Source organism: Sanyastnella coralliicola (assembly GCF_030845195.1).
GTDB classification, from domain to species: Bacteria; Bacteroidota; Bacteroidia; order Flavobacteriales_D; family Sanyastnellaceae; genus Sanyastnella; species Sanyastnella coralliicola.
The window spans coordinates 1,477,364-1,491,955 of the sequence record NZ_CP132543.1; the positions used below are offsets into that span (position 1 = coordinate 1,477,364).

Here is a 14,592-nt window from a genome sequence, read left to right on the forward strand (position 1 = left end):
ATTTTGATCACGATGATTGGTCGATCTTCTTAACCATGGTCAGAATAGTAGCTAAGGCCACTGTCTCACCTTCATCGTCATATACATCAACGAGGAATTTCACGATTCCTTTTGCAATATCATCTTCACTTCGCTTCTCTTGATCAATTTTCTCCTTCACCGTGAAACGAACACCTATGGTAGTTCCTGGATAAACCGGCTTTGTGAAACGACATTCATCGATTCCATAATTCAAGAGAACAGGACCTTTTTTGGCGTCAACGAACAACCCTGCAGCCTTTGATAGGATAAAGTATCCGTGGGCAACGCGTTGCTCAAAGATGGTTCCTTCAAGGCTGGTCTCATCCATGTGCGCGTAGAAGTTGTCGCCGCTTACATTTGCGAAGTTGACAATATCTGTCACGGTAACGGTGTGCTTCGCGGTAGTGACGGTGTCACCAACGTTCAACTCTTCGAAGTGCTTGCGGAAAACATGTGGTTCTGATTCAACTTGCTTTCCACCGTACTGATACTGGTTCGTGATAGCTGTGAGGGTAGTAGGAGACCCTTGAATAGCCGTGCGTTGCATGTAATGGAATACTCCACGTTTACCACCCATTTCTTCACCTCCTCCGGCACGACCTGGTCCGCCGTGTACCAACATCGGCATTGGAGAACCGTGACCTGTACTCTCTCGGCCTGAATCGCGGTTAAAGACGAGAATACGCCCATGGTGCGATGCAGCGCCCAAAGTGAAATCGCGGGCTGCTTGGTTATCGTAGGTTGCCATTGAACATACGAGAGAGCCTTTTCCAAGCTTGGTGATCTCTACCGCTTCTTCAGTCGTCTTGTAAGGAATGATCGTACTCACCGGACCAAAGGCTTCCACCTCGTGTGAGCTTGTTTTGTTGAAGGGATCATCATTGCGAAGAAGAACAGGACTAAGAAATGCTCCTTTGCCTTTCTCTGCTCCAGTCACGTCGAAGTTTTCAAGGTCACCCCAAACGAGTTCACTTTCACCAAGTAGTTCACTCACTTTCTCCTTGACTTCACTTACTTGTTCTTGTCCGGCCAATGCACCCATGCGCACTCCATCTACTTGTGGATCTCCGATGACTGTCTTTGATAGCTGAGAACCAATCGCTTTCTCTACGTCTTCTAAGTATTGCTCAGGAACGATGATACGACGGATAGCTGTACACTTCTGACCACACTTCACTGTCATTTCTTTGCGAACCTCTTTGACAAAGAGGTCAAACTCAGGAGTTCCTGGTGCTGCGTCTAGTCCTAGTACTGAAGCATTCAACGAATCTGCTTCCATATTAAATGGAACGGCTTCATCAACAATTCTAGGATGAGACTTGAGCATTTTACCTGTACTCGCTGACCCTGTGAATGTGACAACGTCTTGTGAACCAACAAAGTCAATAATGTTTCGTGCGGAACCACAAATCAACTGAAGCGCACCATCAGGCAGAATTCCAGAGTTGTGAATCTCTTGAACCATGTGCTGAGTCAAGTACGAAGTGATGGTGGCTGGTTTTACGATCGCAGGAACACCTGCAAGAAGGTTGACGGCAATCTTTTCAAGCATTCCCCAGATAGGGAAGTTGAAGGCATTAATGTGCACCGCAACTCCTTCTTTAGGCACCATAATGTGATGCCCGATAAAAGTGCCACCCTTGCTCAAAGGGGCAGTATCACCATCTACATAGTAGGGTTCATTTGGGAACTGGCGTCGCAAGCTTGAGTAGGCAAAGAGGTTTCCAATCCCTCCTTCAATGTCAATCCAGCTGTCTGCGCGAGTAGCGCCTGTAGCCCAACTAGTCTGATAGAACAGCTCTTTGCGTTCAGTCAAATAAAGCGCCAAGGCTTTGAGCATTCTCCCTCTTTCTGGGAAGGTCATTTTGCGAAGTACTGGCGAACCAACTTCTCGACCGTAATTGAACATAGCTTCAAGATCTAATCCGTCGCTCGAAGCACGGGCAATCTCTTCACCATTAATCGCATTATATAGAGCTTTTCCATCGCCGTCTCCTGGGATCCATTTCCCGAGGGCGTAGTTTTCAAGAACCTTGGTCATTGCAGGGAATTTTGATGCTTCGAAGTTAACCAAAGTTCCTAGCATTCGAAGCACCAAGAGCCAGAGTATGTTGTAACTTAGAGCTCAACGAACTACACTCAGATGCGCCAATTATTCACTTCATTTTTCCTTCTTTGGTCTGTGCTCAGTTTCTGTCAACAGGGTACTTCTTTCATTCATGTTGATCAATTTGGGTATTTGCCAAATGCACGCAAACTGGCGGTTATGTCAGATCCTCAAGTTGGCTTCAACGCGGCCAATTCGTATACACCGTCTGCAGTTATTGAATTGAGAAATGCTGCTGATGACATGGTCGTGGCTTCCTATGAAATCAGTGAGTGGAATAATCTTCAAACGCACGAGGCAAGCGGTGATCGTGGGTGGTGGGTTGACTTTTCTAGTTACACGACTCCCGGTTCATACTATCTATTTGATCTCGATAATCAGATAGCTAGCGCGGAATTTGAGATTGGAGACCATGTTTACAACGAACTCCTAAAGACGGCTGGAAGAGCGTTCTTCTACAATCGTTGTGGCGCCGCCAAACTAGAGGAGTTTGCAGGGGCGTGGAGTGATCTTGCTTCGTTTGAAAATCCCGGTCAAGACACTGAATGTCGATACATCTACGACCCGAATAATCCTGAACTGGCCAGAGACCTAAGCGGGGGCTGGTTCGATGCAGGAGATTATAATAAGTATGTGACATTCCTTTGGGCATGCATGAATGACCTGTTGATGGCATACAGGGAATCAACGATAGCCTTTGGCGACGATTGGAACATCCCTGAATCAGGCAATGGTATTCCCGATATTCTCGATGAAATCAAGTGGGAGTTGGATTGGTTGATGAAGATGAATAACCCTGACGGGACGTGCATAATCAAAATGGGTAGCCAGAACTATAACGAGAATACCTTATCTCCGCCAAGTGCGAATACAGACCCTAGATTTTATGGGCCAACCTGCACTTCCGCAAGCATTGCCTCTGCTTCAGTGCTTAGTCAAGCTGCAGTAGTGTTCGGACAGTATGCAAGTTTCACAGGATATGCCAATCAACTTCATGCACAAGCAGTGGCAAATTGGAACTACGGAGTAGAAATGGCGTCTCAAGGAATGCTCGAAACAGATTGTGATGATGGCTCAATCGTAGCAGGGGATGCTGACTGGAGCATAGAGCAACAAGAACAGGTGCTCGTCCAAACAGCCGTTTACCTCTATGAGTTCAGCTATCAAGATGATTATGCGAGCTACTTCATTGATACCTATCAATCGCTACCCGCATATACTTGGATCGATAGCTACTCAATGGCCTTTAGCGATGCGATGCTTAATATGAAGAACTTAAACTACAGTGCTTCTTTGACGAACGATTTGAATGCTGCACTCAGTACGATGGTCCAAAACGACTTCGAGAACTTCATGGGAGAGGAGACTACCGACCTCTACGGTGCACACATGCCTGACTACTCTTATCACTGGGGATCGAATTCACCGAAGGCGAGTTACGGAAACTTAAATTGGTCTGTAGCTCAACTACTGGGAGAAGCAGGAGCACAAGAACACCAATCCAAAGCAGCAGATTTCCTCCACTACTTTCACGGGGTGAACCCACTCGATTTGGTCATGCTTTCGAATATGTACTCCTTCGGCGCCGAGCACTGCGTGAATGAAATCTACCACACCTGGTTTTACAATGGAACAGACTATGATAATGCCATCCTAGACGCCCTTGGTCCGGCCCCAGGTTTTGTCACCGGAGGCCCGAATCAATGGTATTCAGGAACTTTCTCGCCCCCGGCGAATCAACCGATTATGAAAAGCTATTTGGACTACAATGATGGCTTTCCTGAAGTGTCATGGGAGATCACTGAACCAGCAATCTACTATCAAGCAGCGTACTTGCGACTTTTGGCTCACTTCGTAGTCTATGATCCAGGGAATAGTGTGGAGGAAGTAAATCATCTTGAAGCAAATCTATACCCCAATCCTGCGCAAAGAGAAAGCTATTTTGAATCTGTTGAGAACGGACAAATGATTGTTCTCAATACCAAAGGACAAGTCATTCAACAATTAGCCAAGAACCAGTCACGACTTCTTATACGTTTAGATGAGCCAGGCTTATATGTCCTTCATTTCTTGGCTGATAATGGGTTATCGCTAACGCGGAAGCTAATCATCGAGTAGCGCCGGTTCCATTAATGTATATCTATCACCGTTCATAAAAACCCGCCGGTTCCGCGAACAGCGAACACGTGGTATTGGTTATCTTGCCATTCCTTATACCCAATTCATGAGAAAACTGATGATTCTGACTGCCCTGTTCATCGCGGGAAGCAGCTTTGCGCAAGAGAATACCAATCAGAGCAAATTCAAACAGCTCGGTACTGATCTACCAACTCCCAATGTTTATCGAACAGCTTCTGGTGCTCCTGGTCACGAATACTGGCAGCAACGCGCTGATTACGATATGAAGATTCGTTTGGACGATGAAACGCAACAAATCTATGGTGAGGAGACGGTGACCTACACCAACAACTCTCCAGACGAACTCCGTTACATCTGGATGCAATTGGATCAAAACATGCGAGCGAAAGACAGCGATACTTATAAGATTCGCGAAAGCTCAATGGAAGAGCGCATGTCATTTGATGACATCACTCGTCTGGAGCCATGGTTTGACGGAGGATTCAAGATTGACCATGTGAAAGATGGGAGCGGGAAAGACCTGAACTACTCCATCAACAAAACCATGATGCGCATTGAACTGCCGTCACCTTTAAAGCCTGGTGGAAAGTTCGTTTTCAATGTAAAATGGTGGTACAACATCAACGATCGTATGAAGATCGGTGGTCGTTCTGGGTATGAGTACTTCGAAGAAGAAGACAACTACATCTACACCATCGCTCAGTTCTACCCACGTATGGTAGTGTACTGTGATAACGAAGGATGGCAGCACAAACAATTCTTGGGTAGAGGAGAGTTCACCCTGAACTTTGGAAATTACAAAGTAGCCATCACCGTTCCTTCAGACCACGTTGTAGCATCTACGGGTGTTCTTCAGAATCCAAAGAATGTATTGAGCTCAAAAGAGCGCAAGCGCTACGAGAAAGCGAAAAGCACTTACGACAAGCCAGTAATGATTGTTACTGAGGAAGAGGCGATTGAGAAGGAGAAGAACAAAGAAAAAGGACAGAAAACTTGGGTCTTCGAAGCAGAGAATGTACGTGACTTTGGTTTCGCATCAAGCCGTAAATTCATCTGGGATGCGATGGCAGTGAAGCTCGATACAAAGACACCAATGGCTATGTCATACTACCCAAAAGAAGGAAATCCTCTCTGGGAGAAGTACAGTACAGAAGCAGTCGCGCAAACGCTTGAGACGTACTCGAAGTTCACTATCGAATACCCGTACCCAGTGGCAATTTCAGTACACACGAAATGGATTGGAATGGAGTACCCAATGATCTGTTTCAACGGAGGAAGACCAGAAGCAGATGGAACATACTCTGAACGTACCAAATACGGTATGATCTCAGTGATTATCCACGAAGTAGGACACAACTTCTTCCCAATGATCATCAACAGTGATGAACGTCAATGGACATGGATGGACGAAGGGCTAAATACCTTCTGCCAATACCTGACGGAGAAGGAATGGGACCGTGATTACCCAACACGCCGTGGACCTGCGCGTAACATCGCAAGCTACATGGGAGGTGATAAGTCGCGTATTTCTCCAATCATGACCAACTCGGAGTCAATCTACCAATTCGGTAACAACGCTTATGGGAAGCCAGCAACAGCCTTAAACATCCTGCGTGAAACGGTCATGGGACGTGAGCAGTTTGACTACGCATTCAAAGAATACTCACGTCGTTGGGCATTTAAGCACCCAACACCAGCAGACTTCTTCCGCTCAATGGAAGATGCAAGTGGGATTGACTTAGATTGGTTCTGGAGAGGATGGTTCTATACGACAGATCACTGTGACCTGTCTCTGAAAGAAGTAAAGTGGTACCAGATCGATACTGGAGATCCAGAAGTTGAAAAAAGCTTTGACCAATCAATGGACGAAGCAGCACCAACAGATATCGCCAAAGTACGCGATGAATCATTCATTCCTGAGTCACGACTAGAAGCGAAGCCTGAGCTTCACGATTTCTACACAACGGTTAGCAAGTACGAAGTGATTTCACTCGATAAAGAAGAGTACGAGGAATACCTCTCTAACCTCTCTGAAGACGAGAAAGCACTGCTTCAAAGCAGCAAACAGTTCTACGAAATCACAGTAGAGAACATTGGTGGATTGGTGATGCCGCTCATCGTACGTTTCGAATATGCAGACGGCACGGAAGAGGTGAGACGTATCCCAGCAGAGATCTGGAGAATGTCAGAATCTACCGTGACAAAAGTGCTCATCACAGAGAAAGAAGCAGTGCGAATCACACTCGATCCATACTTGGAAACAGCGGATACAGATTTGAGCAACAATGCGTGGCCAGCGATCCCTCAACCAACCCGATTTGAGCTGTTCAAAAACGGACAAAGAGGTGGCGGAGGAGAGAATCCAATGCAACGTTACCAGCGTTCACAACAGAAATAGAACACTGTAAAAGGCTGAATAACAGTCAAGAAGAAATTCTAGCGAGAATTTCTTTGGAATTCTGAAAATTCCCGCCGTAACTTTGCGGCAGTTCTTTGCAACACTTATCACGAAAGGTGGAGGGATTAGGCCCTGAGAAACCTTGGCAACCGATTCTGGCAACAGAAAGACGGTGCCAATTCCTACCTCAGTAGAGGAAAGATAAGCGCGATTATGATGACTGTAAGTTCTCGAGATACAGAAATCCTTTTCGGCTTGTCCGGAAAGGATTTTTTCTTTTCTGGACGTTTTTCGGAATTACGCAGATAAGTGGTGCGCATGTATAATTTAAAACACATGAGTGCCACATGAAAACTAGCACAAAATTGATCCACGACATTCCAGTGGATCCACAAACAGGATCGATCTCAGTACCGATCTACCAAACATCAACTTTTGTCCAGGAAGCCCCTGGAGTGAACAAAGGATTTGATTATTCCCGTTCAAATAACCCAACGCGTCAAGCACTGGAAGACCTCCTGGCTAAACTGGAAGGCGGACACAAAGGCTTCGCATTTGCGAGCGGGCTTGCTGCCATCGATGCAGTGATCAAATTGCTTGAGTCTGGAGACGAAGTAGTTGCAGTAGATGACATCTACGGCGGAACCTTCAGACTGTATTCGTTCCTCTACGAGAAGTTTGGGGTAAAAGTCAACTTCGTTGATACCAGTGATATCCAGGAGATTAACGATGCAATCACTGATCGCACGAAGTTCATTTGGTTAGAGACGCCAACCAATCCAACGCTCAAAATCTCAGACGTCAAAGCGATTGGAAAACTCGCAAAAGCGAATGACATCTTGTTGGTCGTAGACAACACCTTCGCCTCACCAATTGGACAGCAGCCGCTGCAACTTGGTGCCGATATCGTAGTGCATAGCGCGACGAAGTATCTCGCCGGACACAGCGATGTCATCGCAGGAGCGGTAGTAACAAAAGAAGCAGCACTTTCTGAGCGTATCAAATTCATCCAGAACTCAAGTGGGGGCGTGCTTTCTCCTTTTGACAGCTGGTTGACCATCCGTGGAATTGAGACGCTTGAACTGAGACTCAAGAAGCAAAGTGAAAATGCACAGAAAGTAGCGTCGTGGCTTCAACGCAGACCTGAGGTAGACCAAGTGTTTTACCCAGGATTGCCCGATCACCCAGGCTACCACATCGCATGTGAACAGCAGTCATTATTTGGAGGTGTTTTGAGCTTCTCGTTACAAGATGATACCATCGAGTCTGCTACGCAGTTTGTCTGTTCCACGAGACTATTCCAGCTAGCTGAAAGCTTGGGAGGAGTGAAGAGCCTTTTATGCCACCCAGCTCAAATGACTCACAAGAGTACTCCAGCGGAAGTGAGAAGAAAGGCCGGTGTGGCAGACAGTCTGGTAAGACTCTCTTGCGGTATCGAAGATGCCGACGATCTTATAGCAGATTTGGAAAGAGCATTTGCCAATAGAATTCAACAAGTACCAACTCTTCAAACTGCATTGAAATGAGCAAGAAAATTGCACTGATAGGTTACGGTTGTGTTGGACAAGCTTTCGCTGAAATCATCGATAAACAACCGAGTTTGGAGTTAGGTGGAATCGCAGTCAAAGACTTGCGAAAGCCACGGCTGACGAACAAAGAGTTGATTACAGACGACGTCATTAGTCTCATTGAGCGTCCAGATATTGATATCGTCGTAGAAGCAAGTGGTGATGACAAAGGTGCATTGATTTGGCAATACAAATGCGCATCGGTCAAGAAGCCTTTCATTACGGCTAACAAGCAATTCGTTTGGCAGTTTTTGAATGGAGAAATTGGCCAAGATGGAGATGTACTCTACGAAGCTTCTTGCACAGCTTCCATTCCAATCATTCGAGCACTGGAGACTTGTTTCCCGCATGGAGTCAAGAAGATTCAGGGCATCCTAAATGGCAGCTCGAATTACATTCTCTCGAAGGTGTTTCATGATGGTTTGGAGTTTCCCGAAGCACTCAAAAAGGCCCAAGAACAAGGATTTGCAGAAGCAGATCCAACGCTTGATCTCGACGGAACGGACGCTGCAACGAAGCTTTCGATTCTCATCCGACACGCATTCCGCGCTAGCGTGACACCCGATCAAATTCAACGCATTGGAATTGATCGTCTCAATGGCGCAGACATTCATCTCGCGAAACAGCAAGGGGCAGAAATCAAACTCATCGCAGAAGCAGAGCTTTTAGATGACGGTATCTACGCAAGTGTACGACCTGTGCTCCTAGACAAGGATGATCCATGGTGTGCCGTGAAGAATGAGAAGAATGCAGTGAAAATCACGGATAAAATTGGGGAGGAGTACCTGTTCGAAGGCAACGGTGCCGGAGGAAGAGCTACGGGAACAGCATTATTGAACGATGTCCTTGCTTACCTCAACGGATACCAATACAGCGTTGATTCATCACTCCCTGAAGAACCTAAGTCGCGTCGAAAGACCGATTTGTGGTTGCGTACCCACGTGATGGGCGAGCGACCAGACCCATTAGCCTACCGGATCCTGGAGCACCGATTGCATGGTCCATTCGATCTTTGGCGCATCGCAGGGCTGCCCACAGACCTTCGGAGTGATCCTTTATTAGATCACCCTGAGAACAGTGTGTTGTTCCTGTAAATTGGTGGAAAGGCCCAGCTCAAAGAGTTTGGGCCTTTCTTTTTCTGTAGAAAGCCTTCCATACGCTATCTTAGAGGCAAACCGCTAGAATTAATGAACAGGCTATTGATCTTTAGTTGCGCTTTGGCGTTGCTTTGGTCATGTGGAAACCAGCCCGATCATGTGAATGAGCCTTCTCCTGAACCACAGCGTCAGAGCGGCTTTGAGCTACTATCTGAAGAAGAATCGGGCATTGCGTTTTCCAATGACATTCAAGAGAATGATTCGATCAATGTGATCAACTATGACTACCTCTATAACGGGGCTGGAGTGGCTGTTGGCGATGTCAATAAAGATGGCTTAGAAGATCTGTTCTTCACTGGTAATATGGTTGCCGATAAGCTCTATTTGAATCAAGGTGAGTTGAATTTTACTGACGCTAGCGCGGAATGGGATATCCCTTCGGATGGCTGGAGTTCAGGAGCGGTGATGGTTGATATCAACCAAGACGGTTGGCTCGATATCTACGTGTGCCAAACTGGTCCGTATAAATCAGCTTCAAAACACACCAATAGACTCCTCATCAACCAAGAAGGAAAAGGGTTTGTAGATGAAGCCAAAGAATATGGATTAGACTACTCAGGTCATACCACCATGGCTGCCTTCTTTGATATGGATCTCGATGGAGACCTCGACTGTTATCTTTTGACACATCCTGATCAATTCAGAAATCGATTGAATGGAGCAGAACTTCAGCGCCTTATCCAAGCGGGAGTATTAGAGTCTGATAAACTCTACCGCAATGACAATGGCAAGTTTGTAGACGTAACACAAAGCGCGGGCATCTTTGACTTTGCCTTTGGTTTGGGTATCGTCATTGAAGATTTCAACGCTGATGGATGGCCTGATATCTACTGTTCAAATGACTTTGATGAAGGCGATTTACTCTACATCAATCAACAAAACGGGACCTTTGTTAACGAAGTAACCAAGCGTTTCAAACACACCTCTAACTACGGCATGGGCTGTGATTACGCAGATATCAATAACGACCTACTTCCTGACCTACTTACCTTAGATATGGCCTTTGAGACCCATGAACGCGCCAAAAGAAACATGGCAAGTATGGATCTTGACCGCTTTGAAGCACGTTTGAGGATGGGATGGCACTACCAGTACATGCAGAATACCCTACAGCTGAATATGGGCAATGGAATCTACAGTGACATTGCTCAAATGAATGGGATGCATAAGACAGACTGGTCTTGGGCAGGTCTCATCGCAGATTTCGATAACGATGGAATGCAAGATGTATTCATAACCAACGGATACAAACGCGACACGAAAGACAACGATCTTCAAACCAATGTCCAAGAGCTTCAAGCGGCACAACAAGACATTACCTTCGGAGATGTCCTTGACCTCTTGCCAAGTACCAAACTCAGCAATTACCTCTTCCAGAATCAGGGTCATCTTCAGTTCGATAGAGTCAATGACCAATGGGGGCTCGACCAACGCGTCAACAGTAATGGCGCGGTCTACGCTGATTTGGACAACGACGGAGACTTAGATCTTGTAGTCAATAATGTAGATGAGCGTGCCTACGTGTACCGCAATCAAATGGGAGGTGATTTCACGGGTGTCTACATGAGACCATCACGAGATGTTGGGTCCAGAGTTATTCTCAGGACAGACAAGGGAGATCAGGTGCGCTACTATAATCCAACCCGAGGCTATCTTGGTTCAGTAGGGAACAAGGTCCATTTCGGAGTTCCAGAAGGAGCAACAGTTGAGCGAATTGAGATCATTTCACCTCAAGGAGATATTTGGGGTGTTGGAATGGCTAAAATCAACGAATACACTAGTCTGGGCGACGATAAAACAGAATACAAGGTTGAGAATAGTTGGCCTCCAGCTCCACAAAATCAATACTTGAAAGACATTACCCGGGAGCAAAGTATCGTTCACCGTCATCAAGAGAATCCATTCAATGATTTTGAAAAGGAAATCCTGTTGCCTCACCGCACTTCAGAATACGGTCCAGCCATTGCCTCGGGAGATCTCAATGGTGACGGCTATGAAGACGTTTATATCGGAGGCTGTTCTGGTCAACCCGGTAAACTCTATATCCAAACCCCTGACGGAAGCTTTCTAACTTCGCGTCAAGAGATATTCGAACGTCACCAAGGAGCGGAGGATGTTGATGCGGTAGCCTTCGATGCAGATAATGATGGAGATCTTGACCTGTACGTCGTAAGCGGTGATGCCAGTCAAGGAGCGGCTTCACCGTACTTAAGGGATAGACTCTATTTGAATGAAGGCCAAGCGCAATTCAGTGATGGAACCAATCGAATTCCAAATTTGACGATTGCTGGAGGTGTGGTACGGGCTGCTGACATTGACAATGATGGTGATCAAGACCTCTTCATAGGCGGAAGAAATGTTCCTGGAGCCTATCCAACAGCTCCAGAATCCGTAGTGCTGATCAATGATAACCGACTGTTCAGAGATATGACAGCTGACTGGCTGCCTGAGTTTTCCAAGGGAATGGTCTCGTCTGCCTTGCTAGAAGACATGAATAATGATGGATTGGTTGATCTTGTTGTTGCCGGCGAATGGATGGCACCAACGATCTATCATGGTGATGGTGCTCGATTCGGCGCTGCTAAGGAATTGGCACCGGACATGAACGGTTGGTGGTTTGAATTAGCCGCTAGCGATATCAACGGAGACGGAATCAAAGACATCATCGCTGGGAACATCGGAGAGAACAACAAATTCCATCCGAGCAAAGACAAACCCTTATTCTGCTATGCCGCTGACTTTGATAACAGCGGAACACTCGACATTGTATTGGCCAAGTATGAAAATGACAATCTTCTGCCCGTAAGAGGGAAGGAGTGTAGTTCTGAACAGATGCCTTTCATTTCGCAGAAGTTCGAGACCTACAATGATTTCGCAAAAGCCAGCTTGTCTGATATCTATTCTGAAGAGAATCTCGCTAGCGCGGAACGCCTAGAGGCTTATGAATTCAAGTCAATGCTTTTCCTTGGTGACGGACAATCTTATAGCGCTCAAGCCTTACCCTTCGGGGCGCAAATGGCACCGGTTCGTTCGATCGTACCTACAGACGTTGATGGGGATGGGGACACTGATCTCATCATTGCGGGGAATTACTTCGGAGTAGAGGTGGAGACGGTTCGCTACGATGCTGGTAATGGCTGTGTTCTAATCAATGACAACGGAAGCTTCAGAACCTCTTGGTATACCGAATCGGGCTTAACGCTTGCACAGGATGTTCGCAGATCTGTGTTGGTGAACACAGCAAAAGGAAAGCTGATGGTCAGTGCCATCAACAAAGGCTATGCACGAGTGCACCAGCTCATGTCAACGGTTGAAGATCAACAAGGCAATTGATAGTACCGCGAAAGCGAGTCCAATGAGCTTTCTCTTCGAAGCCTTTTCAGAGAAGAACAGAATAGCAAGCAAGGAAGAGAAGAGTACAACCCCGAGGTTGTTGATGGGAATGATCGCTGAACGGTCTACAAATTTTGATTCGAAGGTGGCAATCAAGAAGTAAATCGAAGCAAAGTTGACAAGCCCAAGAACGGTTCCGCCAATGACTGTAGCCCAATTGAAAAGGGGCATTCCTTTGATTCCACGAATTATCAATACCACGATTCCAATAGCCATACTGGTCATGAAAGGAGCACTGGTAAACAGGTAACGGTCAGATTCGCTTTGCAATTGGTTTCCGTCAGAGAAGTGACCTATGACCAAATCAATGACACCACTCCCCAAGAAGACAATGACCGGGAACGCGATGTAACTCCAATTAAAGTTTCCTTCAGACTTCTTAGAAGAGAGTAATACGGCCAACAGTGCCAGCAATACCGCTACAACCTTGATCCCAGTTACATGGTCATTTGGATCGGTAGCCATGAACCACGCCACTGGGATAACTAACGACATTTTGGTCGCAATACTCGAAATGGCTACACCCATGCGCTGAGCAGTAAATGCCATCAAGAAGAAGATGGAAATGAAGAGCGTCCCAACCATCAAGCCGCCTTTGAACCAAGTGGTTTGAGTCGCCGCTTCAAAATCATAATTAGGCTCGAGCATCAACATCCCCAAGGTTGCCGCCACCGCGTAGTTCACTACGATAGCAGGCAGGGTATGTGCACCATACTTCGGAAAGAGCCGAAACAAGACAAAAATGATCGTGGATGAAGCAATACTGAGCAATAACCAAATCATGACCTTCGGTATTGATAGATTCGATCTTGTCCGTACATGTAAACCTGTGCCGCTTTTTGAGGAATGGAAGGAGCTTTCATTCCTGCACCAAAGGTTTTGTTGCCTTCCAATACCATCGCTTCATCCCAAAGCTCATTCATTAAGAAACGCTGAATGGTAAAGGCTCCGCCTTCGACCATCAATCGTTGGACTTTTCGCTCATGGAGTGCATTCATTAAGTCTTCAAAGACCTGGTTAGGTGACACTTGAAGCCACTCGTTGCTGCCTTGAGTAATGCTTTTGGATCCGTTGATGATCAATGTCGGAGCTTCATCATTCAGAATCCGGTGCCCTTCCGCGATAGCGTTATTCAGATCAATCACTACACGCAAAGGATTTTTACCGGCTACATCGCGAACAGTTAGTTCAGGGTTGTCTATCAGAACCGTCTTGATACCAACGAGAATTGCGTCAGCATCTCCACGCATCGCATGAACTAACTTTCGAGTAGAAGGAGCAGTGATCCAAGTAGAACCTAATTCGTTCGTTAGGCGCGATTTATCAAAGAATCCGTCACTAGTTTGTGCCCATTTCAATTGAATGAACGGACGTTGCTTTGTGTGGTGGGTAAAGAAGTCTCGATTGAGCCAAAGTCCTTCATCTTCAAGAACACCAACAGTAACTTGAATTCCTGCAGCTTTTAGGCGCTCAATCCCTTTTCCATCAACTTCATCAAACGGATCTCGGTTTGAAATGACAACACGCTGTACTTGATGCTTGATCAGCATATCAGCGCAAGGAGGCGTTTTGCCATGATGAGCACAAGGCTCAAGATTGACATAAGCCGTTGCTTGGGAAAGGAGGGAAGGGTCTTGAACTGAATTGACAGCATTCACTTCGGCGTGATGGCTGCCGTATTCATGATGGTAGCCTTCGCCAATGATGCGTTCACCTAAGGTCAACACACATCCAACAAGCGGATTAGGAGAGACGATTCCTCGACCCTGTTCGGCAAGCTGAAAGCAACGCCGCATAAAACGTTCATCG

8 protein-coding genes and 1 riboswitch are annotated in these 14,592 nt (G+C 46.4%); of the genes, 5 read left to right on the top strand and 3 right to left on the bottom strand.

Annotation, left to right across the window (positions count from 1 at the left end; translation table 11 throughout):
- Positions 1 to 7: 7 nt before the first annotated feature.
- Positions 8 to 2,062, bottom strand: coding sequence for a phenylacetic acid degradation bifunctional protein PaaZ (gene paaZ / locus RA156_RS06170; RefSeq protein WP_306643687.1), 2,055 nt, complete (start codon positions 2,060 to 2,062; stop codon positions 8 to 10).
- Positions 2,063 to 2,164: 102 nt separating this feature from the next.
- Here paaZ and RA156_RS06175 point away from each other — a divergent pair, with 102 nt between their 5' ends.
- The 5 genes from RA156_RS06175 (at position 2,165) to RA156_RS06195 (ending at position 12,723) form a co-directional block, all read left to right on the top strand.
- Complete coding sequence (locus tag RA156_RS06175) at positions 2,165 to 4,246, top strand: glycoside hydrolase family 9 protein (RefSeq protein WP_306643688.1); 2,082 nt, start codon at positions 2,165 to 2,167, stop codon at positions 4,244 to 4,246.
- A 106-nt stretch (positions 4,247 to 4,352) separates the two neighbouring features.
- Positions 4,353 to 6,665 (top strand): M1 family metallopeptidase, encoded by a 2,313-nt coding sequence (locus RA156_RS06180; protein ID WP_306643689.1) that lies wholly within the window; start codon positions 4,353 to 4,355, stop codon positions 6,663 to 6,665.
- 101 nt (positions 6,666 to 6,766) lie between these two features.
- A riboswitch (SAM riboswitch) is annotated at positions 6,767 to 6,873 on the top strand.
- A 139-nt stretch (positions 6,874 to 7,012) separates the two neighbouring features.
- Positions 7,013 to 8,191, top strand: coding sequence for a trans-sulfuration enzyme family protein (locus tag RA156_RS06185; RefSeq protein WP_306643690.1), 1,179 nt, complete (start codon positions 7,013 to 7,015; stop codon positions 8,189 to 8,191).
- Positions 8,188 to 9,327 carry a homoserine dehydrogenase gene (locus tag RA156_RS06190; RefSeq protein ID WP_306643691.1) on the top strand — a complete coding sequence of 380 codons (1,140 nt, stop codon included), beginning with the start codon at positions 8,188 to 8,190 and terminating at the stop codon, positions 9,325 to 9,327. Before RA156_RS06185 ends, RA156_RS06190 begins: the two co-directional genes overlap by 4 nt.
- 93 nt (positions 9,328 to 9,420) lie before the next feature.
- A complete protein-coding gene (locus tag RA156_RS06195; protein WP_306643692.1) occupies positions 9,421 to 12,723 on the top strand; it encodes a VCBS repeat-containing protein in 3,303 nt (1,100 codons plus the stop codon).
- Here RA156_RS06195 and RA156_RS06200 read toward each other — a convergent pair.
- On the bottom strand, positions 12,694 to 13,566 hold the full coding sequence (locus RA156_RS06200) for a hypothetical protein (protein ID WP_306643693.1): 873 nt from the start codon (positions 13,564 to 13,566) through the stop codon (positions 12,694 to 12,696). The genes RA156_RS06195 and RA156_RS06200 overlap by 30 nt on opposite strands.
- Complete coding sequence (gene ribD, locus RA156_RS06205; RefSeq protein WP_306643694.1) at positions 13,563 to 14,579, bottom strand: bifunctional diaminohydroxyphosphoribosylaminopyrimidine deaminase/5-amino-6-(5-phosphoribosylamino)uracil reductase RibD; 1,017 nt, start codon at positions 14,577 to 14,579, stop codon at positions 13,563 to 13,565. The genes RA156_RS06200 and ribD overlap by 4 nt, the downstream gene beginning before the upstream one ends.
- Positions 14,580 to 14,592: the final 13 nt, after the last annotated feature.

Excerpts from the sequence above, each read along its gene's own strand:
- paaZ (WP_306643687.1), bottom strand. The coding sequence starts at position 2,062 with ATGACCAAGGTTCTTGAAAACTACGCCCTCGGGAAATGGATCCCAGGA.
- RA156_RS06175 (WP_306643688.1), top strand. The coding sequence starts at position 2,165 with ATGCGCCAATTATTCACTTCATTTTTCCTTCTTTGGTCTGTGCTCAGT.
- RA156_RS06180 (WP_306643689.1), top strand. The coding sequence starts at position 4,353 with ATGAGAAAACTGATGATTCTGACTGCCCTGTTCATCGCGGGAAGCAGC.
- RA156_RS06185 (WP_306643690.1), top strand. The coding sequence starts at position 7,013 with ATGAAAACTAGCACAAAATTGATCCACGACATTCCAGTGGATCCACAA.
- RA156_RS06190 (WP_306643691.1), top strand. The coding sequence starts at position 8,188 with ATGAGCAAGAAAATTGCACTGATAGGTTACGGTTGTGTTGGACAAGCT.
- RA156_RS06195 (WP_306643692.1), top strand. The coding sequence starts at position 9,421 with ATGAACAGGCTATTGATCTTTAGTTGCGCTTTGGCGTTGCTTTGGTCA.
- RA156_RS06200 (WP_306643693.1), bottom strand. The coding sequence starts at position 13,566 with ATGATTTGGTTATTGCTCAGTATTGCTTCATCCACGATCATTTTTGTC.
- ribD (WP_306643694.1), bottom strand. The coding sequence starts at position 14,579 with ATGCGGCGTTGCTTTCAGCTTGCCGAACAGGGTCGAGGAATCGTCTCT.